Source organism: Pseudomonas sp. (assembly GCF_049590575.1).
Classification (GTDB): domain Bacteria; phylum Pseudomonadota; class Gammaproteobacteria; order Pseudomonadales; family Pseudomonadaceae; genus Aquipseudomonas.
In genome coordinates this window covers 15313-39233 of record NZ_JBAWDE010000099.1, presented here as the reverse complement: position 1 = coordinate 39233, position 23921 = coordinate 15313, and the positions used below count along the sequence as shown (strand labels likewise).

27 protein-coding genes are annotated in these 23921 nt (G+C 59.5%); 26 read left to right on the top strand and 1 reads right to left on the bottom strand.

Features of this window, described 5'->3' with window-relative positions; translation table 11 throughout:
• The first annotated feature begins 9 nt into the window (after window positions 1-9).
• The 15 genes from WBR57_RS07860 to WBR57_RS07790 all read left to right on the top strand — a co-directional run bounded on the left by WBR57_RS07860 (window position 10) and on the right by WBR57_RS07790 (window position 10729).
• On the top strand, window positions 10-741 hold the full coding sequence (locus WBR57_RS07860) for a hypothetical protein (protein WP_424083344.1): 732 nt from the start codon (window positions 10-12) through the stop codon (window positions 739-741).
• 208 nt (window positions 742-949) lie between these two features.
• Complete coding sequence (locus WBR57_RS07855; RefSeq protein ID WP_424083343.1) at window positions 950-1447, top strand: hypothetical protein; 498 nt, start codon at window positions 950-952, stop codon at window positions 1445-1447.
• Entirely contained in the window at window positions 1410-3479 is a 2070-nt protein-coding gene (locus WBR57_RS07850; protein WP_424083342.1) for a phage terminase large subunit family protein, read from the top strand. Before WBR57_RS07855 ends, WBR57_RS07850 begins: the two co-directional genes overlap by 38 nt.
• Before the next feature lie 3 nt (window positions 3480-3482).
• Window positions 3483-3704, top strand: coding sequence for a DUF6148 family protein (locus tag WBR57_RS07845; RefSeq protein WP_065899722.1), 222 nt, complete (start codon window positions 3483-3485; stop codon window positions 3702-3704).
• Window positions 3701-5311 (top strand): phage portal protein, encoded by a 1611-nt coding sequence (locus tag WBR57_RS07840; protein WP_424083341.1) that lies wholly within the window; start codon window positions 3701-3703, stop codon window positions 5309-5311. Before WBR57_RS07845 ends, WBR57_RS07840 begins: the two co-directional genes overlap by 4 nt.
• A gap of 2 nt (window positions 5312-5313) precedes the next feature.
• Window positions 5314-6678 carry a S49 family peptidase gene (locus tag WBR57_RS07835; RefSeq protein ID WP_424083340.1) on the top strand — a complete coding sequence of 455 codons (1365 nt, stop codon included), beginning with the start codon at window positions 5314-5316 and terminating at the stop codon, window positions 6676-6678.
• Between the two features lie 42 nt (window positions 6679-6720).
• Window positions 6721-7137 (top strand): hypothetical protein, encoded by a 417-nt coding sequence (locus WBR57_RS07830; RefSeq protein ID WP_424083339.1) that lies wholly within the window; start codon window positions 6721-6723, stop codon window positions 7135-7137.
• 56 nt (window positions 7138-7193) lie between these two features.
• Window positions 7194-8141, top strand: a complete 948-nt coding sequence (locus WBR57_RS07825) for a Mu-like prophage major head subunit gpT family protein (protein ID WP_424083338.1) — start codon at window positions 7194-7196, stop codon at window positions 8139-8141.
• A 35-nt stretch (window positions 8142-8176) separates the two neighbouring features.
• Window positions 8177-8425 (top strand): hypothetical protein, encoded by a 249-nt coding sequence (locus tag WBR57_RS07820; RefSeq protein WP_323145935.1) that lies wholly within the window; start codon window positions 8177-8179, stop codon window positions 8423-8425.
• The gene (locus WBR57_RS07815) at window positions 8415-8624 is read left to right on the top strand and encodes a hypothetical protein (protein WP_323145934.1); all 210 of its coding nucleotides are present in this window, start codon (window positions 8415-8417) and stop codon (window positions 8622-8624) included. Before WBR57_RS07820 ends, WBR57_RS07815 begins: the two co-directional genes overlap by 11 nt.
• Window positions 8617-8904, top strand: a complete 288-nt coding sequence (locus WBR57_RS07810; RefSeq protein ID WP_424083337.1) for a hypothetical protein — start codon at window positions 8617-8619, stop codon at window positions 8902-8904. The genes WBR57_RS07815 and WBR57_RS07810 overlap by 8 nt, the downstream gene beginning before the upstream one ends.
• A 5-nt stretch (window positions 8905-8909) precedes the next feature.
• The gene (locus WBR57_RS07805) at window positions 8910-9362 is read left to right on the top strand and encodes a hypothetical protein (protein WP_323145932.1); all 453 of its coding nucleotides are present in this window, start codon (window positions 8910-8912) and stop codon (window positions 9360-9362) included.
• Between the two features lie 10 nt (window positions 9363-9372).
• Complete coding sequence (locus tag WBR57_RS07800) at window positions 9373-10128, top strand: hypothetical protein (protein ID WP_122719265.1); 756 nt, start codon at window positions 9373-9375, stop codon at window positions 10126-10128.
• Window positions 10125-10472, top strand: coding sequence for a hypothetical protein (locus WBR57_RS07795; protein WP_310172250.1), 348 nt, complete (start codon window positions 10125-10127; stop codon window positions 10470-10472). Before WBR57_RS07800 ends, WBR57_RS07795 begins: the two co-directional genes overlap by 4 nt.
• 53 nt (window positions 10473-10525) lie before the next feature.
• Window positions 10526-10729 (top strand): hypothetical protein, encoded by a 204-nt coding sequence (locus tag WBR57_RS07790; RefSeq protein ID WP_424083336.1) that lies wholly within the window; start codon window positions 10526-10528, stop codon window positions 10727-10729.
• On the opposite strand, the gene WBR57_RS07785 is transcribed toward WBR57_RS07790, so the two are convergent.
• A complete protein-coding gene (locus tag WBR57_RS07785; protein ID WP_424083335.1) occupies window positions 10730-10933 on the bottom strand; it encodes a hypothetical protein in 204 nt (67 codons plus the stop codon). It abuts the gene before it with no gap.
• Between the two features lie 287 nt (window positions 10934-11220).
• Here WBR57_RS07785 and WBR57_RS07780 point away from each other — a divergent pair, with 287 nt between their 5' ends.
• The 11 genes from WBR57_RS07780 to WBR57_RS07730 all read left to right on the top strand — a co-directional run bounded on the left by WBR57_RS07780 (window position 11221) and on the right by WBR57_RS07730 (window position 23888).
• Window positions 11221-13992 (top strand): hypothetical protein, encoded by a 2772-nt coding sequence (locus tag WBR57_RS07780; RefSeq protein WP_424083334.1) that lies wholly within the window; start codon window positions 11221-11223, stop codon window positions 13990-13992.
• A gap of 8 nt (window positions 13993-14000) precedes the next feature.
• A complete protein-coding gene (locus WBR57_RS07775) occupies window positions 14001-14651 on the top strand; it encodes a DUF2460 domain-containing protein (protein WP_424083333.1) in 651 nt (216 codons plus the stop codon).
• Window positions 14648-15508 carry a DUF2163 domain-containing protein gene (locus tag WBR57_RS07770; RefSeq protein WP_424083332.1) on the top strand — a complete coding sequence of 287 codons (861 nt, stop codon included), beginning with the start codon at window positions 14648-14650 and terminating at the stop codon, window positions 15506-15508. Before WBR57_RS07775 ends, WBR57_RS07770 begins: the two co-directional genes overlap by 4 nt.
• Window positions 15505-15963, top strand: a complete 459-nt coding sequence (locus tag WBR57_RS07765; RefSeq protein WP_184744301.1) for a hypothetical protein — start codon at window positions 15505-15507, stop codon at window positions 15961-15963. Before WBR57_RS07770 ends, WBR57_RS07765 begins: the two co-directional genes overlap by 4 nt.
• Entirely contained in the window at window positions 15947-18457 is a 2511-nt protein-coding gene (locus WBR57_RS07760) for a phage tail protein (RefSeq protein ID WP_424083331.1), read from the top strand. The genes WBR57_RS07765 and WBR57_RS07760 overlap by 17 nt, the downstream gene beginning before the upstream one ends.
• A gap of 12 nt (window positions 18458-18469) precedes the next feature.
• Entirely contained in the window at window positions 18470-20341 is a 1872-nt protein-coding gene (locus tag WBR57_RS07755; protein WP_424083330.1) for a hypothetical protein, read from the top strand.
• Window positions 20341-21180 (top strand): hypothetical protein, encoded by an 840-nt coding sequence (locus WBR57_RS07750; RefSeq protein ID WP_424083329.1) that lies wholly within the window; start codon window positions 20341-20343, stop codon window positions 21178-21180. The genes WBR57_RS07755 and WBR57_RS07750 overlap by 1 nt, the downstream gene beginning before the upstream one ends.
• Before the next feature lie 434 nt (window positions 21181-21614).
• Window positions 21615-22124, top strand: a complete 510-nt coding sequence (locus WBR57_RS07745; RefSeq protein ID WP_424083328.1) for a glycoside hydrolase family 104 protein — start codon at window positions 21615-21617, stop codon at window positions 22122-22124.
• A complete protein-coding gene (locus WBR57_RS07740; protein WP_424083327.1) occupies window positions 22121-22429 on the top strand; it encodes a DUF6527 family protein in 309 nt (102 codons plus the stop codon). The genes WBR57_RS07745 and WBR57_RS07740 overlap by 4 nt, the downstream gene beginning before the upstream one ends.
• Window positions 22430-22431: 2 nt before the next feature.
• A complete protein-coding gene (locus WBR57_RS07735) occupies window positions 22432-22944 on the top strand; it encodes a lysis system i-spanin subunit Rz (protein WP_424083378.1) in 513 nt (170 codons plus the stop codon).
• Window positions 22945-23093: 149 nt separating this feature from the next.
• Window positions 23094-23888, top strand: a complete 795-nt coding sequence (locus WBR57_RS07730) for a DNA adenine methylase (RefSeq protein WP_424083326.1) — start codon at window positions 23094-23096, stop codon at window positions 23886-23888.
• The last annotated feature ends 33 nt before the right edge of the window (window positions 23889-23921 follow it).

The window sequence follows — 23921 nt, the reverse complement described above, 5'->3', positions numbered from 1 at the left end:
GCAATGACCATGATGCGACTTGAGATGCGTGACAACATCGACAAGATCGTTAGGGAGATGCGTGGGCTCAGCAAGTCGAAGGTGCCGATAGCCGCTGCCAAAGCGCTGACCTTCACCGCTGAACGCGTACAGGCGGCAGAGAAGGTCGAGCTGGAGCGGGTATTTGATCGGCCCACGCGCTGGACGCTCAACTCGGTCTTCAAGCGCAGTGCCACGACCAGCCGCCTGTTTGCCCGCGTGTGGATCAAGGACGAAGCAAGCTCAGGTGTGCCCGCGTCCAAGTACTTGCCGGTGCACATTGACGGTGGCAACCGACCACATAAGCGATTTGAGAAAGCGCTGATCCACTACGGTTTGATGCCAGCAGACATGTACGCTGTCCCTGGTCGGCGCGCCAGGATGGATGGCAACGGCAACATCAGTCGCGGCCAGATCGTGCAGATCCTGTCCGCACTCGGAGCAGCTGAGCGGGTGTCGGGCTTCATGGCCAACCGCACTCAGCGTAGCCGACGCCGCAACCGCAACGCACCGGACTATTTCGTGGGGCGGCCTGGCAACGGCACCGGCCCTTTGGGTATCTGGCAGCGGATCGGCAACGGGGCACGGCCCATCTTGATCTTCGTTAAGCGCCCGACGTATCGGCGGCGCTTTGACTTCTACGGGGTAGCCAATCGCGTAGCTGAGGCCGAGTTCGAGCCGCTGTTCCGACGTGCACTGGCACGGGAGATGGAGCGAGGCTGACCTCTTGTCAGTTCGAAGAATTTTTCTCAAAAAATGGTTATTTTTCAATGATTTGTCGAGGTTTTGGCTTGACAGGTCGACCTGCGACCCAAAATCAATGGGTCCTTCCAGGCAGCGGGGCCATCGGGGTAATTCGAACCCCGACTTTTTTGCAGATTCAACCCGACATAGGGGGTTCCGCTTCCTAGTCCCGACTTTGGAGATGAGCATGCCTACACAGCGTGAAATTGCTGATCACCTAGACATGAGCGAGCGAAACGCCCGCGACGTGCTGAAGGGAATCGGCATAAGCGATTGGCAGACAGCCTGCCTAGATGAAATCCGGATTGCTTACATCCGCGACTTGCGCGCAAAAGCCGCTGGGCGCGGAGGCAGCCAGATGGAAGAACTTAACGCTGTGCGGATCGATGAAGGCCGAGTCAAGGCCGCTAACGGTCGCCTGCTGTATCACGAAAAACTGCGTTTATTGATTCCGGCTGGCGAGGCTGATCGGGTGCTCATCGACTGGGCCAGTTTCGCAAACCGGGAATACTTGGGCGGCCTTGAACGCATCATTCAGGAAATCGAGAGCGTGCAGAAACTCACGATTGATCGATCAGTGGTGGCCAAAATTGCTGGACCTACAACCGAGCGAATTGCAGGCTACGCGCGAAAACTTGGCGCGAAGCTTGTTGGCAGCGTCGGGGGAATTCAACCCGCCGCGTGACATCCCTACCGCGCACTACCTGAGCACCGAGTTTTACCTGCCCGCTGAAAGCGGCGTGCTGCACGGCCTGTACGATTTCCACTACACGCCTTACTTCCTCGGCGTTGCTGCTGCCCTGGATGATCCCCGGGTGAGCGAGGTCGACCTGATGAAGGCGGCGCAGATCGGCTGGACGTGGTTCTTGATCGGCTACCTGTTCAAGTTCATCCATAACCTGCCGCGCCCGATCATGATCCTGTTCGCCAAGGAAAAGGACGGCAAAAACTTTCATGACGAAAAGCTCAAGTTCGGCGTGACGGCGAACTCTGAGGTGGCCAAGTTGATGCCTGTCGATGTAAGCCGCACCTCGGGCAACCGTTGGGACCATAAGACCTTCCCGGGCGGGTTCCTCAAACTGGTAGCGTCGAACTCTCCTGGCAACGTTAAGTCCACGTCCTCGGTGGGCTTGTCGGTGGTGGAAGAACCGGACGACACCAGCGACGACGTGAAGGGGCAGGGTGATGCGATCGCGCTGCTGGAGGAGCGCGGCAAACGCTACCCCGGCTCCAAGATGCTGGTGGGTGGTACGCCGGCGATCAAGGGCGCGAGCAAGACCGAAGCGCGCCTGGCGCAGACCGATTGCCGGGTGTTGCCAATCATCTGCCACAGCTGCGGCCAGTCGCATGTGTTGGACTTTGCCCATATCAAGTGGCTCGACATTGAAGAGGACGCCCAGCCCCACGAGATCTACGGTCGCGCGGATCCTGAGACCGCCGGCTACGGGTGCCCGCACTGTGGTGAAATTTGGGACGACTACCAGCGCAAAGAGAACATCCGCAACACGGTGTTCAATGCGATTGACGCGGGCGACCCTTATTGCGGCTGGGTGCCAACCAAGCCATTTGCTGGTCGTGCTGGATTCATTGAGCTGAACGAACTGTACGCATGCCTGCCAGGTACCAGCTTGGCCGACATCGTGCGGGAGAAACTCAACGCCGAACACCAGGCATCGATTGGCAACCTGTCGTTGCTGATCAAATTCGTCAACCAGAAACAGGGCCGTGCCTACGAGTACAAATCCGATCTGCCCGAGGCCGATAAACTGGCTGAGCGAGCGGAAGACTACCCGGAAATGTTTGTGCCCATGGGGGGCCTGGTGATCACCGCCGGTGTCGACGTGCAGCACGATCGCCTGGCGGTGGTGATGCGGGCCTGGGGCCGAGGCGAGGAATCCTGGCTGATCTACTGGGGCGAGATCTACGGCGAGGTGGTACTGCCTGACCAGGGCGTCTGGCTGGATCTGGAAAAGTTGCTGTTTGCGCCGATTTCACACGCCTGCGGCGCCAAGCTGAGGGTGCTGGCTACTTCGCTGGATACCTCGGACGGCACCATCACCCAGGACGCGGCGTATGCATTTTGCCGTAAGCATCAGCGCAACGGCGTGATGGCGATCAAGGGCGCGAGCGAGCGCGGCAACACCCGCGACGATGAGCGTCGGGAGATCTTCAGTGCACCTCGGCAGGGTGTCGATACGGATAAAGAACAAAAGGCCTCGAAGTACGGTCTGCGCCCTTACATTGTCGGTACCTCGCGGGCCAAGGATCTGTGGATTGAGGGCCGGCTGCCATTGACCGGTGATGGCCCTGGTCGGATGCACTTTTACAAAACGGTGCGCCCGGATTATTTCCGGCAGATCACCGCCGAAGTGAAGGCACCCAGCCGGCGACACCACTACCGCAAGGTTTGGCAGAAAAAGGCCGGCCAACCGAACGAAGGTACCGACTGCGAGACGTATGCGTTGCACGCGGCCCGTTCCCTGAAAACGCATTTGATGCGCGAGCAAGACTGGGCTGGGCTCGATGCACAGATCCGACAGGGGGCGTTGTTTGACCCACCCGAGCCGGATCAATCCGAGGCTGAACCCGTTCCCGAAACGGATGGTGATAGTCCGGAACCGACACCAGTCGAACCACCTAATCTCCCGCCCTCTGGCGGGAGAGTTGTTTCTGGGCGCCGTAGTGCAATGCGCGTGCTCTCCCAACGCAGGAATTAATTCATGGCTATCACCCTGGAACAAGCGCAGGGCCAGCTGCAAGCCTGGCTCGATGCGAGCATGAAGGTCAGCCAAAAGCAGAGCTACCGTATCGGCACCCGGCAATTGGAATACGCCGACCTTGCCGAAATCACCAAGACGATCGACTACTGGCAACAGCAAGTTGATCGCCTGGAAAGTGGCCGTCCTCGGGGGATCGTGCTGCGTGGGATTACGCCGCGATGAGCCGCGCACCGAAAGTGCCAGAGCCGACGCTACTGGATAAAGCCATCACCTGGCTCAGCCCCGAGCGCGGCGCCAAGCGCATGCACGCCCGGTTGACCATGACTGCCTTGGGCGGTTACAGCGGCGCGTCGAAGTCCAAGCGCACGTTGAGCGCCTGGACCCCGACGGCAGGCAGTGCGGCAGCAGATCTGCTGCCCGACTTGCCCACGCTTCGCGAACGCTGCCGAGACCTTGAACGCAACAACCCCATCGGTGGTGGTGCGATCAATACGGTGACGACGAAAACGGTCGGTACCGGCCTGGCGCTTAAGTCTGTGGTCAATCGCTCGATTTTGGGCTGGGACGAAGACCAGGCCAGGGAGTGGCAGCGGAAAACGGAGTCGCTCTTTAAGTCCTGGGCGGAAACCACCAGCTGCGACATCACCCGCGAGCAGAATTTCTATGGTCTGCAGGATCTGACCTGGCGCTCTGTGCTGAGCAGCGGTGACGTGTTTACGTTGCTCACGCACAAAGAACAACTGGGTCAGCACTACTCGGCGTGCATCCAACTGATTGAGGCCGACCGGGTTTGTAACCCTAGCAACAAGGCTGACACGGAAGCCCTCACGGCCGGCATTGAACGTGACGCCGATGGTGCACCGATCAAGGCTCACATTTTGCGCAGTCACCCGGGGGCACTCGGCGTCAAAGAGCGCGTTTGGGATGACCGCCCGTTCTTCAATGAGCGTGGCGGTCGCGTGCTGCTGCATGTGTACCGGCGGCGTCGAGTGGGCCAGCCACGCGGTGTGCCGTACCTGGCGCCGGTGATCGAAAAGCTCAAGCAGTTGGACCGTTACACCGATGCCGAGCTGGAAGCGGCGGTGGTGTCTGCGTTCTTCGCCGTGTTCATCAAGCCCGGGCAGGGCGGCAATCTGAGCCCTCTGGCATCGGCCGTTACTGGCAACACACCAGTAGGTGGCGATAAACCCGCCGGGCGCGACCAGGGCGGTTGGGACGGCTCACTCAGTGGCGGCATTGTCGCCGAGCTGGACGACGGTGCGTCGATCGATACCGCGTCACCGGGTCGCCCGAACATGGCGTTCGATCCGTTCGTGCTCGCCATGCTCCGGCAGATCGGCATGGCCCTGGAGCTGCCCTATGAGGTGCTGATTAAGCACTTTACCGCCAGTTACACCGCCGCGCGTGCTGCGGTGATGGAGGCTTGGCAGTTCGTTCGCGGTTGCCGTGACTTCCTGGGCCAGCATTTCTGCCAGCCCGTATACGAGCATTGGCTTGAAGAGGCTGTGGCACAGGGAGACATCGACGCTCCCGGGTTTTTCGACCACCCGTTGCTGCGTTATGCGTACAGCGGGTCACTATGGGTGGGTGATGGTCCTGGCACCGTTGATCCGCTCAAAGACATCAATGCCGCCGAAAAGCGCATCGATATTGGCGTCAGCACGCTCGCCAAGGAATCCATGCTTTACGACGGCAGCGACTGGGAAGAAAACCACGAACAGCGTGCGCTTGAAGTGAAGCGTAGGCGCGATGACGGCCTATCTGTCTCACCAACGGCTCGCCCCGAGGATGAGCCTGCGGCCAATCCTGATCTTCCTGAACGGACTTGACTATGAGCGACAACCCAACCGATGCACCTCCCGTGCACCGGGTGACGGCGTTCGACCTGGTATCACGCGAGCCCTGGGCCATTACCCCGGACATGCTGCAGACCATCACCGCCATCGCCCGCCGGGAGCATGAAGGCCCGGAAGCCTTGGAGGCCAGGCAGGGCAAACCCTTGCAGAACAGCCGCGCGGTGACCCAGCGCGGCAATGTGGCATTGCTGCCCGTCACCGGCCCGGTGTTCCGTTACGCCAACTTGTTTACGGCGCTGTCCGGTGCGACTTCGTTGGATGTGCTGGCCAAGGAGTTCACCACCGCCGTCGACGATCCGCGCACCGACACCATCATCCTGGTTATGGACACCCCCGGTGGTATTGCCAGTGGTATCGCTGAATTCGGCCAGATGATCCGCGCCTCGCCCAAGCGGGTGGTTGCGTATGTGTCCGGTAACGCGGCCAGCGCTGGCTACTGGATAGCTGCAGCAGCCCATGAAATCGTCATGAGCCGCACCGGCGCCGTGGGCTCCATCGGCACGGTGCTGACGGTGCGTAAAAGCGACGACGACGGCAGTTTTGAGATCGTCAGCAGCCAGAGCCCGAAAAAACGTCCTGACTTCAGCACTGAATCAGGACGTGCTGTGGCCCAGGCTCATGTCGACCGGCTGACTGACATCTTTGTCGAGGATGTCGCCAATTACCGTGGCCTCAGTGTTGAAACCGTTTTGGCCGACTTCGGCCAGGGCGATATGCGGATTGGCTCCGATGCCGTGGCATTGGGCATGGCCGACCGTGAATCCACCCTTGAACAACTCATCGCCGAGTTCAACGGCGGTTCTTCTGGAGAAAGATCTATGGCAACCACCACCAGCAGTAACGTCCCCGCGCCGACTGCAGACAAACCCGTCATCAACCGTGAATACCTGGCCGCAAATCATGCCGAGCTGCTCGCCAGCCTGGAACATGACGCACATGCCGCTGGTGCAGCTGCCGGCGCCCGCGCCGAGTGCGAACGCATCCAAGCGGTGGAAGCCGCCGCACTGCCCGGGCATGAAGAGCTGATTGCCACGCTCAAGTTCGACGGCAAAACCAGTGGCGCCGAAGCGGCGGCGCAGGTCATCGGCGCCGAAAAAACCAAACGTGCCGGTGCTCTGGCCGACATTCGTGCCCAGGCGCCTGCGCCGGTGCCCAATGCACTGACGCCACCGGCAGCCCCTGAGGCTGTGAAGGAGGATCCAGAGGCGCCGCTGGAGGAGCGTGCCAAGACGACTTGGGACAACGACAAGGAGCTGCGCGCCGAGTTTGGCACCTTCGAGGCCTATCACGGCTACCGCAAGGCCACCGAGCGGGGTCTGGTCAAGGTCCTGAAAAAGTAAGTACCGGGTAACCCCTTTCCACCCATGGCTCTGGAGAATCCTATGCCTCTTACACTCGACACCCCCCGCGCTTACGAGATCGGGGAAATTAACGATTTGTCCGTTGCAGCCGGCGTGCAGATTTTCGAAGGCTCGGCGGTTGGCATTGTCGCGGCTAACGGCCTTGCGCGACCTCTGGCGGCAGGGGATCTGTTCGTGGGCTTCGCCGATCGCGGCGTCGACAATCGAATCGGTGCCGCTGCTGCAGCGCGTGTGCTTCTTCGCGAAGCCGGCAAAGTTGAACTGCCCGTCACCGCACTGGCGATCACCGACATCGGTAAGCCGGTGTATGCCAGCGACAGCGGCACGTTTCTGCTCACCGCCGCCGGTAACAGCCTGATCGGGCATGTTCACCGGTTCGTGCGTACTGGCGTCGGCATCGTCAAGTTCGCCGCCCAGTCCGTCCCTGTCGCCGCGTAACGCATCACTCAATCCGTTCTTTTTTCTGACCGTATCCTTCTTCAGGAGAATCACCCATGGGTGCTGAAGTACTTTCCAGTCGTGCCATCATCGGCATGTTTTACGAACTGCTCGAGCAGAATGTGGGGTCGAGCTGGATCGACGCCGTGTCCAACCTGTTCGACTCTGACCAAGCCAAAGAAACCTATCCATGGATCGGCATGGTGCCGACTTTGCGTGAATGGATTGGTGGTCGCCACGCCAAGGGCTTTATCAGCGCTGATCTCGAAATCGAAAACCTGCATTTTGAGGCCACCCTCGAAGTGCTGGTCACCGAGCTGCGCCGCGATAAAACCGGACAGTTGCGCATCCGCCTGGGCGAGCTGGCCGACCGCACCAACGCGCACTGGGCGCGACTGCTGTCGGTGCTGTTGCTCAACGGTGAAAGCCAGACCTGCTATGACGGCCAGTACTTCTTCGATACCGACCACGAAGAAGGCCAGAGCGGCGTGCAATCCAACAAGATCACAACCAGTCTTGCCAGTTTGACGGCGGGGACTTCCGGGACCCCATCCCGGCCGAGTGTCGAGGAGTTTCAGCAGGCCGTCGCCAAGTCGATCACCCAACTGACCAGCCTGAAGGATGACCAGGGCGAACCCATCAACGAACTGGCGCGTGAGTTCTTGGTGATGGTGCCGTACCCCCTGCTGAGCGTTGCGCAGACGGCGCTGAGCGTGCCGCGTGGTACCAACATCAACGAGATTGTCATGCCGGACAACGTGGTGGTTCGCGTGGTGGGTAACGTGCGCCTCAACGCCTGGCAGGACAAATTCGTGACCTTCCGCACGGACGGTCGTTTGAAAGCGTTCATCCGCCAGCAGGAAACCGACGTGGCCATGAAAGCCAAGGCCGAGGGTTCGGAGTACGAGTTCGACAACGACGCTCATCAATACGGCGTCGACACCTGGCGCAACGTGGGTTTTGGGCGCTGGCAGTACGCCGTGCTGAATCAGCTGGTGGCATAAGCCGGTAGGCCTGTTACCTCACCGAGGACATTGATATGCCGAAATACCGCGTGGAACAGACGATCACCCTTTATGGGGGGGAGCTGATCCTTAATGCGGCCCAGGCCAGTGCGCGTGCGCACAACCTGGAGCCGGTCGAAAACAAGAAGGGTCGCTACACCATTGTGTCGCCCGTGCAGTTCAAGGCCGGGGAGGTGATTGTGATCCCCGGCGAACCGGACAAGGCATTGGGGCAGCGGTTGTCGAAACTGGACAAGGTCGTAGGAGAGCGCAATGCCGAATAAATCCTACACCGTGCTGTCCGGCTCGTTTCGCGGGCCAGATGACAAACTGACCGGTCCGGGGGGCGTGATCGAGTTGCCTGATGACGTGGCCGAGCGTTTTCGTCACCAGCTGGAAGTGTTGGTGGCCGAGCCGTCACCGGCACCTTCCGCTGCGGGCGAGGGCGGGCGCAAGCCCGTCAAGGTGAGCCCTGATGCTTGACGACGATCTCAGGGGCTTCCTTGAGGACTTCGACGTTGGCGGGATGGTTGATGGTCAGCCGTTTTTGGCCGCGCGGGATATGCCGGACGAAATCCACGGTATGGGTGGCACCAACAGCCAGTCGACCGGCTACGAGATCCTAATCATCACCGCCGAGGCCGAGCGCCTGGGCATCGACAATCCCAAACTGATCACCGTCGGCGGCGTGAATTTTCGCGTCCGTGACCGCCGAATGATCGATGACGGCGCCTTTAGCCTGGCCTCCCTCACCAAGGTTTAACCCTCATGCCCTCGATTCAAGAACGCATCGTCGCAAAGGCGCAGGCGCTGATTCTGGCCGCCGGTACGTTGGCGGCAGACCGGGTGTATCGGAGTCGCACTGAGGCGATCAGACGGGACATGACGCCGGCGATCGTGCTGCGTCCTGACCTTGAAACCTGTGAGCGCGAAAGCGCTGCAGTGGATCGCAACCAGTTCGAGCTGACGGTGGAAATCATCGCCCGAGAGGACACGGTCACAGGTGCTGCCTGGGATCAGGTGGCTGACGTGGTCAAGGTGGCCGTGCATGCGGTCTTGATGGCAGAGGACGCTTTTGAAGAGGCGGATCGGGTGCAGCGCTTTTACATCGACTGGATCGAGGACGAAGGCGACAACACCGCCGGCAACTGCATGGTGCGTTACCGCTTCACCTACCTGTGCAATACCGGCGACCTGACGGCCGGACCTACCTTTTACTGAGGAACACATTATGCAAATCGCATTCGGCAGCGGGTTGTTTTACGCGACTCCGCTGATGGACGCTTATGGCAATGCCATTTCCGCGCCTACCCCCATCCTGTTGGGCATCATGCAAGAAGCATCGGTGGATCTGTCGTTTGATTCCAAGGAATTGTTCGGCAGCGAGCAGTTTGCTGTCGACGCGGCACGGGGCCAGGGCAAGCTGACGGGTAAGGCCAAGTCCGCCCAGATCAGCCTGCTGCAGTGGAATCAACTGGTGTTCGGACAGACCCTGACCACCGGCCAGGTGTTAGTTCATCACTCCACGGAGCCCACAGTGGTGCCGGCAGGGGCCACCATCACCGTGGAGCCTCCAGCCGGCGGGACGCTCTCTGGTGATCTTGGGGTACGGGGCGCCGGTGCGATCCCTTACGTACGGGTACTGAGCGCACCGACAGTTGGGCAGTACACCTTTGATGCCGCCACGGGGGAATATGCATTTGCCGCTGCAGACGTGGCCAAGTCGGTGTTCATTGATTACCGCTACACCGTTACGACGGGTAAAAGCCTGTCGGTGAAAAACCTGCCCATGGGTGACATGCCGGTATTCCAGGGCGAGCTTGTCCTGAAATACAAGGGCAAGACTGTGTACGTGCGCGTGCCGAACTTTGTCAGCAATAAGCTGGGGATCGCTACCAAACAGGACGATTACACCATCCCTGACTTTGAATTTACCGGCTACGCGGATGAGTTCGGTGAGGTGTGCTACTGGAGTGCCAACGAATGACGGTCGTGAATGTCCCCGGTGTTTCGTTCCCGTTTCCAGGGAAAACGCTCGTCATCCCGCCCCTGGCGCTGGGGGATCTGGAGCAGCTGCTGGAGCGGATCAACGCGGTGATGGCCGGCAACATGGACCGGGACAGTATCGCAACGGTGATCGACGCCACCCATGCAGCGCTAAGGCGTAACTACCCCGACATCGAGCGTGCAGAAGTGGCTGCGCTGCTGGATCTGCGCAACATGCGTGAGGCGCTGGATGCGGTCATGAGTGCTTCGGGTCTGGAAGTTACGGAGCCGGCACCGGGGGAAGGCCAGGCCCCTTCGACTGGGGCCAACTCTACGCTCACCTGATCGCCAGCACCGGGCAAAGCCCGGTCACGCTGCGGCGTGATTGGGACATGGTCATGGTCGGTCATATGACCGACTACTGGCGTACTCACCCACCCGTGCACATACTTGTTGCGGGATACATGGGCTACAAACCGACCCAGGAAGTGACTGATGCACCCGATCTGGCCAGCAACCTGGCAGCAATGTCTGCTGAGTTGGCGGGCGAGCTGCCCGAGCACCTACGCCAGGCGCTAGACGCGTTTTCCAGCAGTCAGTAGCTAATTGGAGAGAGTGGAGGGCTTGATGAATTCGATAGAGGTTATGTGCTTAAGCAAAAATACGATTTTGTCATTTTGCTCAATCTCCACTAAAACCTCTTCATCCATCACCGCCGCTATCCTCCCGAGACAGGGCATATCGGCTACCTCAAAAAATGCAGGCAGGTTTAGGTCATGCATATGTTTGAGCCTGGTGGTGAACATTCATCGCCCTCCCGTTTGAATGGAAAATTTTTTACTCACTCTTCAGGTGGATCTCAGGTTGTCTCTGTATTTCGTAGATCTATTCAACGCTTGCCTGACAATTTAATGGCTGTGCTGGTTAATGCTACCTGTCGTTAGATTTTGTCAAAGTTCTGCCCATCATGATTTTGGATTTAATGGCGAAGGCACCGCAGAGGTGGTCCCCAATAAATCGAATCAACTGCCAGGTCGTCATCAATAGTCTCGCTTTAGCGGGGCTTTTTTTTGCCTGTGAGTGAGGTTTTGGTATGGATCGCAATATTGCCTATCAGTTCACTGCCGGCACCCAGGGCTTTGTTCGTGCGGTGGAAAGCATCGAGCGCAACATGCGTGACGCCCGGACGACATTCAGCCGCGAACTGCGTGCCATCAACACCGAGATGGTCGGCAGTCAAACCCGCCTGGCTCGTTTTGGCCCAGCCGTTAATGAAGCGTTTTCTGGCGTCAGTGCCATCATGCGCTCGGGCCTGGGTGGTGTGGCGGCAGGCATTGCGGGTGTGTTTGGTCTGGGGGCCTTCAAGCTTGGCCAGATCGTTAGCGACAGCAAGGACGCGGCGATCCAACAGGAAGCTGCTTACCGTGGCCTGGAAGCGGTGGCCAATCATGCCGGCATCGGTATTGGCCGGGCGATGGATGAGGCCAACAAGCTCGCCTCTGACGGCTTGCTCAGCGTCGGCGACGCGGCCAAAGCTCTGCAGAACCTGCTCAGTCGTGGTTACAACGTCGACCAGGCAGTGGCGGTGATCAACCGCCTGAAAGACGCTGCAGCGTTCAATCGGCAGGCCAATCTCAGCATGTCGGAAGCGGTGGTGTCGGCCACCGAGGGCTTGAAAAACGAAAATTCGGTGCTGGTGGATAACGCCGGTGTCACGAAAAACGTCGCCAAAATGTGGGATGAGTACGCCAAGAGCATCGGCACCAGTCGCGACAAGTTGTCGGACTCGCAAAAGATCACGGCCGAATACAACGGCATCATGAAAGAGACCGAGGCCCAGGTCGGTAATGCTGCCAAGGCGGCCGATGGTTTGACCGGCAGCCAGGCCGAACTCGACTCCAAAAGCAACCAGCTGCAGGTCACCATCGGCACCATCCTTGAACCGGTCTTTATCAGCCTGAATAAGCGGCTTTCGGAGACTGCCAGTTGGTTCAACAATCTGCTCAAAGGCATGACCGGCGTAGGCCTTACCGTTGATGAGGTGGCGGCGAACGTCGCGCGTTACGAAGCGATGTTAGGGACCGTCATCGCCGGCCCGCGCGGTGGGGGCGGCAAGGCCCAGCTGGAAGCCACGCTGGTCGAAGAGCGCCTGCTGCTTGAAAACATGCAGTTGGTGTCCAACAAGCTCGAAGAAGTCGACGCGGGTATGCGCTCCCGTTCCGCTCGCATCGAAGAGCAGCGACGCAAAGTGGCGGAGATGGCCGCAACCGGCAATACAGCCCTGACCAAAGCGCCACAGCAGGGCAGGACAAGTCCGACCGCTTACGGCGTTGAAGTCGCCCGGTTGACCAAGCTGGAACAGGCTTATGCGGCAGCCATCGAGCATCGGAAAAAAATAGTTGAGTCCACAACTCCCCCTAAAAAAGCGGATGACCCGGTAAGTGCGCCGACGAAGGCCACGTCACGGGTCAGTGAGTGGGCAGAAGCTTTGGACGCGCAGAAGGTCGCTCACGCCCAACAGCAGGCCGAGCAGGGCACCTTCCTGCAGTTCTCCCAGCAGCAGGAAATGCAGTACTGGCAGGGCATTCTCAAGCGCACGGATTTGAGCGCGGCCGAACGTTTGAGTGTTCAGCGCAATTACCTGGCGTCGCTGAATGCGTTGCGCCGGCAGGACGAAGGCCAAGCCTTTGCCGATCTGCAGGCCCAGGCGCAGCAGTACCGCAACAATATGGACGCGCGCCTGCAGATCGCTCAGCAGACTCTGGAGCGCAGCCGGCAACTTTATGGCCAGGACAGCCAGGAATACCGCAAGGCTGCGGCTGAGGTGGTTGCTGCCGAGCGCGAAAAGCAGCAGCAAATCACCAACATGAAACAGCAGCAGCTGGCAGCCGATCAGCAGGCGCGTCTTACCGATGTTGCGCATGCCGAACAGATGGCCCAGTTGGATCTGCAAGCCAATCTGATCACCCAAGGCCAGTTGCTGCAGGCCCAGGCCGAGTTCGAAAAGCAACGGTATGCGATCGAAGCTCAGGCATTGGCCGAACGTAAAGCGCTGCTGGAGCAGGATCCTGACCGCAACCCGGTCGCGCTGCAGCAGGTCCAGCAGCAGATCCTGGCGCTGGAGCAAACGCACCGCAACAGCATGGCAGTGATTGGCAGGCAGCAAACCTTCGAGTCGCAAAGCAACTGGACGGGCATGGTCGACAGTCTGCGTACCAGTTGGTCGAGCGGGCTTACCGGCATCATCAGCGGCACCATGAGCACCCAGGGCCTGTTGCGCGGGATCTTCACCAGCATCGGCACCGCGTTCGTTGAGAACATGGTCACCAAGCCGTTGATGGCCTGGATGTTCGGTGAGACGGCTAAAACCGGCGCGACGGTAGTGGGTGTAGGCGCTCGAACGGCTGCAGAGGCAGGCGGTGCGGCTATGTCCGTAGCGATCTGGGGCGCAGCCACGATCAAAAACATCATTGCCAGCGCCTGGCAGGCCATGGCTGGTGCTTTTGCAGCCATGTCAGCCATTCCAATCATTGGTCCGATCCTCGGCGCGGCGGCTGCGGTTGCTGCAGGTGCGTTCGTATTTGGCCTGGTGAAAAACGTTGCTTCGGCCGAGGGCGGCTATGACATCCCTGCCGGTACCAACCCCATGACACAACTCCACGAGCAGGAAATGGTGCTGCCCAAGCAATACGCCAATGTCATTCGCCAGGCAGCTAATGGGGATGGGCAGTTGGGCGGTTCTGGCAACAGCTATCACTACCATGACAGCAGCGGCCGGATGTCGCCCGCTGATATTCGGCGTGGTGCCCGGGTGCTGGCTGAGGAAATGCAAAAAATGCGGCGCAACGGCGCCATCAAAACTTAGGGGGCGAGATGTCGTTAGGACCTTTTTGGCCGGCGCGCTGGATCGCCAGTTACCCCGATATGGGCGCGGCGGCGGAAGGTGTTCTACCGCGTCTGCCCGGGCAAACCCTGCTTTCAAAAAAAGCACCTGAATGGAGTACCGGCGTGCAGAAAGCTGCCAGTGGTCGACGCCGGACAACGGCGTACTACCCGGCGCCGCTGTGGTCTTTCCAGCTGAGTTACAACGCCGTGCGCAAGCGCCCTGGGTTGGATGAGTGGTCGAGGCTGATTGAGTTCTTTAATCAGCGCAAAGGGCAATTCGGCGAGTTTCTGTTCTTTGACCGCAGTGATCACCTGGTAACGCTTCAGCGCTTTGGCACCGGGGACGGCATCACGCGAACATTCCAGCTTTCCCGGGAGATCGGTCACTGGATGGAGCCGGTGTACGGGATCGTCAATGTGGACGTCGTCACTGTCAGTGGTGCTCCTACTTCAGCCTTCACTGTGGATGAGCTGGGGCGCATCACCTTTACGGTGGCCCCTCCGATTGACGCGGCGCTGGTGTGGAGTGGGGCGTTTTATTTTCGCTGTGCTTTCGAGGCCGATTCGCTCGACGGGGCTCAGCCTTATCGCGCGATTTGGGAGCTCAAAAACATCGCGTTCACGAGTATCAAGCCATGATCGATGCCACACCTGAACTGAAATCCTTTCTGGCCACGGCGCGCAGTTTCGTCATGGCAGATCTGTACACGATTGCCCTGGCCAGCGGCCAGGTGCTGCGTTACACCGATGCGGGTTTGCAGATCTTCTATGCCGGACAGAACTACTCGGCCAGCGGGCCGCTGATCAAGCGCACCGGCGTACGTGCGGTGCGCGGGATTGAGGTCGACACGTTGAACGTGACCTTTACCGCCGGCATGGACGACACCGTGTTCGGCGAGCCCTTGCTGCCATTCATTGCCAGCGGCGGTTTTGACGGTGCCACCCTGAACCTTGTCCGAGCGTTTATGGCGGACTGGCGGTCGCCCGTGGTGGGTACGGTCACACGTTTTATCGGGCGTGTCGCGGAGGTGGATCCTGCCGACCGCGAGCAGGCGACGGTGACAGTAAAGTCGCCGATCGAGCTTCTGGATACCAAGGTGCCCCGGGGCGTTTATCAGCCCTCGTGCCTGCGCACGGTGTACAGCGCCGATTGCGGGGTGAACCGTGCCCTATTTGAAACCGTGGGTGTGGTCCAGGGCGGCAGCACGGCCCTGCGTGTGAACTCCAATGTGCCCGCCACCCAGGGCTGGTTCGACCAGGGCGTGATTCGTTTTGTAAACGGTGCCAATGCAGGTGTGACAAGAACCGTACGCCGATTCACTGCAGATGGCGCCGTGACGATGATTCTGGGGCTGCCAGGCGTGCCAGTGGCAGGTGATCAGTTTCTGATTTACCCGGGTTGCCCACGGACGCTGGATGCCTGCACCAACAAATTCGGCAACCGAGCGCGGTACCGGGGGATGCCGTTCATTCCCGTCGCGGAGACATCGGTATGAGCCCGTTCGAAGTGCTGCAGCGTGATGCCGTGGTCGCGCAGGCTGAGCGTTGGCTGCGAACGCCGTACCAGCACCGGCAGCACCTGCTCGGCGTCGGCGTCGATTGCGCCTGGTTGCTGATTGAGGTGTATCACGCCGCCGGATTGATTCCCTCGATCGATCCCGGGGCGTATGCCCAGGACTGGCACCTGCACCGAAGCGAGGAACGCTACCTGGGTTGGCTGGAGTTGTACGGCCGGCAGATCGACGTCCCGCAGCGTGGAGATGTCGCGGTCTGGAAATTCGGCCGGACCTTCAGCCACGGCGCGGTGGTGGTCGATGAGCATCGCATCATTCACGCCTATCGGGACATCGGCGTCGAGTTTGCAGATAGGCGTGAGGAGCGGCTCTCCAGCCACACCGTGCGTTATTACACACTTAACCGATATGGAGTCAGCGATGGGGGGCAGCAGTAGTACCATTTCCAACAGTGCAACGCGCATCAACGCGCTGCAGATCCAGAGCAGTGCGAGTGGCAAGCCGATCGCCTGGATCGCCGGCCGCAATCGCGTCAGTCCTAATCTCATTTATTACAGTGACTTCGAAGCTGTCGCCAAAACCACGACGAAAAAGTCGGGAGGTAAAGGCGGGGGCGGAGCTACTCAAAAAGACACGACCTATACCTATTATGCGGCGCTGATCCTTGCGGTCGGGCGTGGGCCGCTGGGTGCCATTCACCGTGTCTTCCGCGACAAGGAAGTATTCACATCGCTTGCTCAAGTGGGTTTGAACTACGCCAATGGCACTCATGATCAGACCGTGTGGGGGTTTCTTCAAACTCGCCACCCGGCCGAAGCGATTGCCTATTCCGATACGGCCTACGTGTTTTCCAGCAGGTACCTGCTCAACGATAACGCCGGCGTCCAGAATCATACCTTCGAGGTGGACGGGCGTTATCAGGTGCCCGGGCTGCCGGATGCCAACCCGGGCGATTTCCTGCCTGGGCTTTTGCTCGATCCATTGGACGGTATCGGTTTTACCCCAGCATGGGTCGCGGATATGTCGAACTACCGCAACTATTGCTTGGCGGAAAACTTACTCTTGAGTCCGGTGCTCGACGAGCAGTCACCGGCGAATGAGGCGATCGCGCGCTGGTTGCAACTGACCAACAGCGAGATGGTGTGGTCTGCTGGTCAACTCAAGGTGATCCCCTACGGCGACCAGGCCGTCACTGGCAATGGCGTGACGTGGTTTCCAAACATCACCCCAGTGGCGGATCTGACCGATGACGATTTTCTTTCTGAGGACGGTGAGCCGCCGGTCTCGCTCAAGATCAAGAGCCAGGCCGACAGCTACAACGAAGTGTCGCTGGAGATCCTTGATCGCGATCACGAGTACAACACCGACGTGGTGCGTGCGCCTGATCAGGCTGCCATTGAGCAGTTTGGCTCCAAGCCGATGGACACCATCAAAGCGTACGAGATCTGCAATATCGCCATCGGCGCCCATGCGGCGCAGTTGTTGGTGCAGCGCAAGCTGTACGTGCGTAATGAATATGAGTTCTCCCTCGGCTGGCAGCATGTGCTCCTTGAGCCTATGGACCTAGTCACGATCACTGAGCCAGGGTTGAACCTGCACCAGCGCCTGGTCCGGCTGATTTCGGTTGAGGAGGACGAGCTGGGTAAGTTGGCGATCGTGGCCGAGGATGCGTTGCTGGGCGTCGGCAGCGCACCTAACTATCCGGTGCAGAGCAAAAGCGGTTATCAGGGCAATCAGAACGTCGCGCCTGGTCCTGTCCTGGCGCCCATCATGTTCAACCCACCCGAGAGCTTGCTGCCCGCCGGCACATTGCAGATCTGGGGCGGTGTTGCCGGTGTGGGTGAAGCCTGGGGCGGTTGTGAGATTTGGATCAGCGCCGATGGCGACAGCTATCGGTTAGCGGAGACGATTTACGGCAGGGCGCGCATGGGGCAACTGACAACGACTCTGGCCGCTGGAAGCGATCCCGATACGGTCAACACCTTGTCAGTGCAACTGGCAGCGGCGACGGAGCTGGCTGCCGCCACTACTGCAGAGGCGGACAGTGGCGCCACGCTGTGTTGGGTGGCCGGTGAGTTGCTGAGTTATCGAGACGCGGTGCTCACGGGCGTCGGAGGCTATGAGCTGAGTTATCTGAGACGCGGACGTCTGAGCACGGCCATCTCCAGTCACTCGGCCGGTTCACCCTTTGTGCGGTTGGATGATGCCGTTTGGAAGTACAGCTACACGTCCGACCAGGTCGGCAAGACTGTCTGGGTCAAGTTCCGCTCATTTAACGTGTTCGGTCGAGCACTTGAGGATCTGGCGGATGTCACTGCCTACAGCGTCACGTTGTCGCCGGCTCGGGTAGCGCCTGATACCGCGCAAAACCTCGCCCTGTTCGGTGCCTTCGAGGCGCCGTACTTCACCGTCAGTTGGGTGGCCGGAGCTCGTGCCGAAGATCGCTTGGTACGTGTTCGTCACGCGGGCAGTAATGCCCTCCTGCGAGAGGTGGCGACTACCAGCACGGCATTTACTTACCAACGTGAAGATGCGCTGGTGGATGGTGCGCTCATTCGCAGCTATCGGGTGGAGGTCATAGAGCGCAACGCTGCAGGCCAAGCACAGTTGGTGTCGTTGTTGGTCACCAATACGGCGCCGGCGCCCGTTACGGGAACCGCCGCCTCGGTCACTGGCACCACCACCGCGGATGTCAGTTGCGCGGCCAGTGCAGCTGCAGACACGGCGGGCTATGTGTTTGTGTATTCGACAGAGGAGGACTTTGATCCGGCAACTGCAGGAACGGTCGGCTATCAAGGCGTATCACGCACCGGGCAGATCACGGGACTGACGCCAGACACCACGTATTACCTCTGCGCTGCAGCGTACGACACCTGGAGCAGTGTACGCAGTCAACTCAACTTCGCCCCGGCGATCACCTTCAACACCTGATAGAGACTCATCATGCAACCTATTCAATTCTTTGCCGCAAGGGCTGAAGACGGCGTGCTATTGCCTGGAGCAACGGTGAGTGTGCTTGTCTCCGGGAGTGAGACGTTGGCGCCGCTGTTTTCCGATGCAGCGGCGACCGTTGTCCTGGCCAACCCCATGCATGCCGATGCCAGTGCACGGGTGTTCTTCTACACCACAGCGGCCCGCATCGATATTCAGATCGGCTACGCGGGGTACCGAGCGCCGCTGCTGCAGGGCATCGGTACCAGTGATCCGGTGGATATGATCAGTGCGGAAATTGATCGTCTCAACCGCGATATGGTCGATGGAAAAGTGCATGCCACTGTCGCTGCAGGTCTTCTGGCGACGGTCGACGGCCAGTCTTTTTACGTCGAGCCCACCTCGCCAGATATATCGCGCAGTCTGTATGTGCGGGTCAGTGCCACGGAGGCCAGGCACGTCTCCGATGATCCGTCAGTGGGTTACATCGCAGAGATAGACGTGCGCACCTCGGCCGTTGAGAGCGGCACGTTTAACTGCTTGGAGCTACGGTTTGTTCGACTGGCCGTAGAGTCCGGTTACACCTGGGCGCTGGTCGACTCGGTTGGACGCATGGCGTTGGGGTGCCGGGTGGATGGTTCACTCGTGGGTAAGTTCATGCTGCGCGACGGCACCGTCGATCGCAGCACGCTGAAGCTCGACCTCGACGGATTCATCGCCAAGGCGTTGGACCCTCAGTCGGGATACGCGTGGGCAGTGATCGATACCCTGGGCCGGATTGGTCTGGCTCTTCGAGTGGACGGTACCGTTACCGGGAAATTCTTGCTCGGCACCGGTGCCGTACCTCGCAAAGCGCTGGGGGCCGATCTGTCGGGCTTCATTGCGGTTCAACTGAGCCCAGAGTCCGGCTATGTCTGGGCCGTTGTTGATGCGGTTGGCCGCATTGCGTTGGGCATCACCACAGCCGGCAAAACGGTGGGTAATTTTGATATTCATATCCCCGATGTCACAGGGATCGAGTACCTCAAACCGGTTCACGACCTGCTGTGTGTAGGGGATTCCCTGACAGCCAACAGCAGTCAGGTCACCTGGCGCGAGCAACTGGCGCCACTGATCAGTGCGCGGACCATTGTGAATGGCGGCATTGGCGGCCAGACGTCTCGCCAGATCGCCGCGCGCTTCGGCGCCGGCAGTGCGCTGCTGACCGTGACAGACAATCAGATCCCAGCCTCGGGGTCAGTGACGGTTACAGCCTTGAGCACCTTGCTGTTGTCCACGCCTGCGACCAACTCGGGGACCTTCACGTTGACAGGTACCTTGGGTGGCATCCACGGCACGTTGATATGCACGCACAGTGAGACAGGGGACTCGTCGGACGTTTACACGTTTGTTCGGGATGCTGCCGGAGACGCCCGGTACAGCGCGCCCAAGTCGCCATTTGTACCCGACGTGCCCGGTAACGGGTTTTACACAGAGATCATTTGGATGGGGCGCAACAACCTCGACAACATCGAGCAGATCAAGGCCGACATTCGAGCCATGGTCGGTGTGCAGAAAACCGTTGAAAAACGCTACCTGATTATCACGCCGCCGCTTGGCGGCAACCCGACACCGGGCACGTCGACGGGAGAGGGGGGTGGTACCGCCACCTACAACAACTGTGTCGCGCTGGAAGATTGGGCCACCACCGAGTACGGCGATCGCGTGATCAAGATCCGCGAGTGGCTGATGCAGTTCAACGACGGCAGCGCCGACGATCTCGACGACGTGGCCAAGGGCGTGGTTCCGCGTTCGCTTCGGCTGGACATCATTCACAACACCACGATCAGCAACGGGCATATCGCCCGTCGCATTGCCTATGAAATTAACCGGAGGTCCTGGTAATGGCCGGACAAAAAACCGTACTGGATGGCATCACCTTTACCGATACGACGTTGCCCATTCTGCGTTCCGATGCGTTGCTGAGTGCGGGGTCGCTGTATCTGTTCGACTTGGGGCATAGTTTGGGTGGTGTGAACGGAGTGCCAGCAGCGGGCGCTGTTATCCCCAATATCGCTTACGCCGAAGCGGCAGCGGTGCTTGGCGCTGGCACTGAGAGCAGCTTGGCCGGGGTCTTTAGCAGCAACGCGGTCGCGGCCGACGCATTGTTTGAGCGAACGCCCAAGAAGGGCCTGCACGCCATTTACAGCCAAGTGAACAACACGGTGAGTGGTCATGGATCACAGATCAACATCGCAATAGCGATCCGTGACTACATCATCGCGAACAAAACCCACCTGTTCTATTTCTCGGTATGGGCACATCGCACACGCGCTGCGCTCTCTACGGGGCATCGATACATGGAGATCGGTAGCGGCGGTAACTTCCTGGGGTACATGAGTGGCGCCGGAAACACAGGCAAGGCTTCCGGGCTTTACAACGTCGTCGGCGGTGCCAACGCCGTGGCCAATCGGTACTCCTCGATGCGAGCGTCCGCTGGTAGCGGTGATACGGTGGCGGCAGCGGCCGGGAGTATTATTTTCGGTAACGGCGGATCTGGTTCCGCGCTGACCAATCAATGCCCCTCGGACATTTTCTATCGCGGCTACTGCGAGGATCTGACCGTGTCGGGGCGAACCTACGCTGACGTCGACGCCCTCGACAAGGCGTTATGGGATGCCGCTTTCGCTGCAGGTGGCCGGTTTGCTGGAGACACCTTCACCGCACCGTCGACTTTCCCATAGCTGGCCAGGTAAACCTATAAGCCCGCCGCAACTCATGGTCTGCGGCGGAAGCGGAATTTTTCCCAGCCGTTTTTGAACCTGAAAGTTCCGGTGTCTCCTCTGAGAGCGTAAAGGCTTGCTCTGTAACTAGCAGTGAATCGAGAAAATCCAAGACGTCTGATTTTTTTGTAGACCCAAACCCATCCGTGGTGATTGGTAGTTTTGGCGGGCCTTTGCACCATTGACGCGTTCCTTCTAGGGGGAATTTGGCGGGGATGATAGCGATGTGCCCCATCCAAAGGCTGTCAATTAATAACGGGGCTGAACTTCTTATCGTCATGGGGTTTCTCGCCCCATTCGTTTGAGTACAGCACCCTGTGCACCTGAGCCAACTGAGTTGGCTTTTACCTCTAATCCCGCCGTTGTGCGGGTTTTTTTCGTCTGGAGAAAAGGCTATGGCACGACTCTCGACCACTCAAGCGAGCAGCCGCAACGCGCTGGCCTTCCTCGACATGCTCGCTTGGTCCGAGGGGACCAGCACGTCGCCGGCCACGGCCCTGGATGGTTACGACGTCATCGTGACGGGCATCGACAGGAAGCCTGAAGTCTTCACAGATTTCAGTGATCACCCCTTCGCAAAGGGACGGCGCTCGAAGGTCATCAACAGCAAGGGTCTGACATCTAATGCCTCGGGCCGATACCAGCAGATGTTGAAGGACTGGCCGTATTACCGAACTTTGCTGGCCCTGCCTGACTTCAGCCCGATCAGCCAGGACCTGCTGGCCCTGCAGCACATCCGCGAATGCCGCGCGCTACCTGACGTGCACGCCGGCCGGGTCGAATCCGCGATCGCAAAGTGCCGGAATATTTGGGCAAGCCTGCCTGGTGCAGGGTATGGCCAGCGTGAACACCGGCTTGCCGATTTGATCCAGCAGTACCGTCTGGCGGGTGGAGCACTGTCATGACGGCATTACGGAAAGTGTCCCGCTGCCTGGCCCAAGCCGAAGCAGATCGGCTGTATTTCGAATGCCCGGGATGCGGTATCGCTCATGGTGTGTCGCATGGAAATGGGCCCGGGCCACGGTGGGGGTGGAATGGCAATGTGGAGACGCCGACGTTCACGCCGAGCATTCTGGTCCGATACACCTGGTCGGACGGCCCGAGGGTTTGCCATTCGTTCGTGACCGGTGGGCGTATCCAGTTTCTCCAGGACTGCACACACCATCTGGCAGGGCGGACCGTCGACCTACCCGATTGGGAGGATGAGTAATGCTGACCACATCACAGAAATTGGCAGTCTTGCTGATCGCGATGATCGTTGCGTTCGGCGCGGCCTGGCAGGTGCAAGCCTGGCGTTACGCAGGGCAGCTCGCGAGCCAGGCCGCGCTGCAGGCTGACGATCTAAACAATCTGACCCAGGCCGCGCTCCGCCAGCAGCAAACTGAACAGGACAAGCGCCTGGCCATGGAGCAACAACTCGCCATCTCCGATCAACAGCACACCAGAGAACTGTCCGATGCCAAACGTAATCAGGCTCTATTGCGTGACCGCCTTGCTACTGCTGATGTGCGGCTGTCAGTTCTTCTCGACGCCAAGGACCCAGCCAGTTGCTGCGACGTGTCTCCCACCCCCAGCTCCGTCGGCGTGGTTCATGCAGCCCGTCGAGCCCAACTTGACCCAGCGCATGCTCAACGAATTATCGGCATCACCGATGCCGGCGATCAAGGATTGATCGCCCTGCGGGCCTGTCAGGCCTACGCGAAAGAAGTCTCTACACCAAAGTAAAAGGAGCGGCCGGGCAGGATGCGTCAACATCCAAACCGGCCACCTTCCCCGCAGATCGTCCCTGCAAGTCCAGCCAAGGCTCCTGCTTCGTGCACAAAGCGGAGCGAGCCTGGCACTGTTTATCCATACAGCAAAGGTCTTGCTTTTATATGTCTACACCCATCATCCCTTGGATGGGCGGCAAACGCCGCCTGGCCGACCGCCTTATCCCGCTCTTTCCACCCCACGAATGCTACGTTGAAGTCTTTGCCGGCGGCGCCGCGCTCTACTTCATGCGGCCCCAGGCCGCGCCCGTTGAAGTCCTCAACGACATTAACGGCGACCTGGTGACGCTGTACCGCGTGGTGCAGAACCACCTGGAGGAATTCGTGCGCCAGTTCAAATGGGCGCTGAGCTCTCGCCAGGTTTTCGAATGGCAGAAGATGACCCGCCCTGAAACCCTCACCGACATCCAGCGCGCCGCCCGGTTCTTCTACCTGCAGCATCATGCCTTTGCCGGCAAGGTGGCCGGGCAGACGTTCGGCACCGCTACCACTTGCCCAGCCATCAACCTGTTGCGGATCGAGGAAAACCTTTCCGCAGCGTGGCAGCGCCTCTCCGGCACCTATGTTGAGAATTTGGGCTGGCTGGAGTGCGCGGAGCGTTACGACCGGGCACACACATTTCACTACATGGACCCGCCTTACTGGCAGACGGCCGGTTATGGAGTGGATTTTCCCTTTGAGAATTACGAGCGAATGGCCGAATTCATGCGGCGATGTAAAGGCAGAGTGATGGTCAGCATCAATGACCATGCGGATATTCGGCGTGTTTTTGATGGCTTTCACTTTGAAACTGTCGATATTCGGTACTGCAATACAAATCAGCGACAGCAGAAAGCAGAGGTAAGTGGCGAGTTGGTGATCATGAACTGGGAGCCAACAGCACTGGGTGGCCTGTTCTGATCATAGCAACCCCTAACGCTGCGGAAAGTATGT

Coding starts and splice junctions, on each gene's coding strand:
- WBR57_RS07860 (WP_424083344.1), top strand. CDS start 10: ATGATGCGACTTGAGATGCGTGACAACATCGACAAGATCGTTAGGGAG.
- WBR57_RS07855 (WP_424083343.1), top strand. CDS start 950: ATGCCTACACAGCGTGAAATTGCTGATCACCTAGACATGAGCGAGCGA.
- WBR57_RS07845 (WP_065899722.1), top strand. CDS start 3,483: ATGGCTATCACCCTGGAACAAGCGCAGGGCCAGCTGCAAGCCTGGCTC.
- WBR57_RS07840 (WP_424083341.1), top strand. CDS start 3,701: ATGAGCCGCGCACCGAAAGTGCCAGAGCCGACGCTACTGGATAAAGCC.
- WBR57_RS07835 (WP_424083340.1), top strand. CDS start 5,314: ATGAGCGACAACCCAACCGATGCACCTCCCGTGCACCGGGTGACGGCG.
- WBR57_RS07830 (WP_424083339.1), top strand. CDS start 6,721: ATGCCTCTTACACTCGACACCCCCCGCGCTTACGAGATCGGGGAAATT.
- WBR57_RS07825 (WP_424083338.1), top strand. CDS start 7,194: ATGGGTGCTGAAGTACTTTCCAGTCGTGCCATCATCGGCATGTTTTAC.
- WBR57_RS07820 (WP_323145935.1), top strand. CDS start 8,177: ATGCCGAAATACCGCGTGGAACAGACGATCACCCTTTATGGGGGGGAG.
- WBR57_RS07815 (WP_323145934.1), top strand. CDS start 8,415: ATGCCGAATAAATCCTACACCGTGCTGTCCGGCTCGTTTCGCGGGCCA.
- WBR57_RS07810 (WP_424083337.1), top strand. CDS start 8,617: ATGCTTGACGACGATCTCAGGGGCTTCCTTGAGGACTTCGACGTTGGC.
- WBR57_RS07805 (WP_323145932.1), top strand. CDS start 8,910: ATGCCCTCGATTCAAGAACGCATCGTCGCAAAGGCGCAGGCGCTGATT.
- WBR57_RS07800 (WP_122719265.1), top strand. CDS start 9,373: ATGCAAATCGCATTCGGCAGCGGGTTGTTTTACGCGACTCCGCTGATG.
- WBR57_RS07795 (WP_310172250.1), top strand. CDS start 10,125: ATGACGGTCGTGAATGTCCCCGGTGTTTCGTTCCCGTTTCCAGGGAAA.
- WBR57_RS07790 (WP_424083336.1), top strand. CDS start 10,526: ATGGTCGGTCATATGACCGACTACTGGCGTACTCACCCACCCGTGCAC.
- WBR57_RS07785 (WP_424083335.1), bottom strand. CDS start 10,933: ATGTTCACCACCAGGCTCAAACATATGCATGACCTAAACCTGCCTGCA.
- WBR57_RS07780 (WP_424083334.1), top strand. CDS start 11,221: ATGGATCGCAATATTGCCTATCAGTTCACTGCCGGCACCCAGGGCTTT.
- WBR57_RS07775 (WP_424083333.1), top strand. CDS start 14,001: ATGTCGTTAGGACCTTTTTGGCCGGCGCGCTGGATCGCCAGTTACCCC.
- WBR57_RS07770 (WP_424083332.1), top strand. CDS start 14,648: ATGATCGATGCCACACCTGAACTGAAATCCTTTCTGGCCACGGCGCGC.
- WBR57_RS07765 (WP_184744301.1), top strand. CDS start 15,505: ATGAGCCCGTTCGAAGTGCTGCAGCGTGATGCCGTGGTCGCGCAGGCT.
- WBR57_RS07760 (WP_424083331.1), top strand. CDS start 15,947: ATGGGGGGCAGCAGTAGTACCATTTCCAACAGTGCAACGCGCATCAAC.
- WBR57_RS07755 (WP_424083330.1), top strand. CDS start 18,470: ATGCAACCTATTCAATTCTTTGCCGCAAGGGCTGAAGACGGCGTGCTA.
- WBR57_RS07750 (WP_424083329.1), top strand. CDS start 20,341: ATGGCCGGACAAAAAACCGTACTGGATGGCATCACCTTTACCGATACG.
- WBR57_RS07745 (WP_424083328.1), top strand. CDS start 21,615: ATGGCACGACTCTCGACCACTCAAGCGAGCAGCCGCAACGCGCTGGCC.
- WBR57_RS07740 (WP_424083327.1), top strand. CDS start 22,121: ATGACGGCATTACGGAAAGTGTCCCGCTGCCTGGCCCAAGCCGAAGCA.
- WBR57_RS07730 (WP_424083326.1), top strand. CDS start 23,094: ATGTCTACACCCATCATCCCTTGGATGGGCGGCAAACGCCGCCTGGCC.